The 514-nt window shown below is 46.3% G+C and carries 2 protein-coding genes; both read left to right on the top strand.

Features of this window, described 5'->3' with window-relative positions:
• Positions 1–69 (top strand): hypothetical protein (locus tag AC27IT_RS28305; protein ID WP_487092344.1); only part of this gene is annotated, 69 nt, incomplete at its 5' end.
• The coding region (citT, locus tag AC27IT_RS28300) for a two-component response regulator CitT (RefSeq protein ID WP_487092342.1) at positions 41–514 on the top strand (474 nt) is incomplete at its 3' end. The genes AC27IT_RS28305 and citT, both read left to right, overlap by 29 nt.

Below are 514 nucleotides of genomic sequence, written 5' to 3'. Positions count from 1 at the left end.
ACTGTGTTTATACCGAAGGAGAAACAAAGGGGGAATCCATTTGATTTACATCGCGATTGCGGAGGATGATTTTCGAGTTGCGCAAATCCATGAGAGATTGATTAAACAGCTTGATGGATTCAAGATTATCGGCAAGGCGGCCAACGCAAAAGAGACATTGGCGCTTTTGAAGGAATACAAGGCTGATTTGCTTCTGCTGGATATTTATATGCCGGACGAGCTTGGGACCGCATTGATTCCTGAAATACGAAGCCGATTTCCTGAAGTGGACATTATGATTATCACAGCGGCAACAGAAACTCGGCATTTGCAGGAAGCGCTAAGGGCGGGGATTGCCCACTATTTGATCAAACCCGTAACGGCTGACAAGTTCAGGCAGGTGCTGCTTCAGTATAAAGAAAAAAGGAAGCTGCTCATGTCTCAGCTGGAGGTCAGCCAATCCATGATCGACCATATTTTTGGGAACAGTGTGAAGACAGCTTTGCCGGCAGAGGATTTGCCGACTGGCATTAAT

It is taken from the genome of Brevibacillus sp. YAE8, from assembly GCF_057543335.1.
Note: the sequence above shows the minus strand (reverse complement) of the source record. Positions and strands in the feature narration are given on the sequence as shown.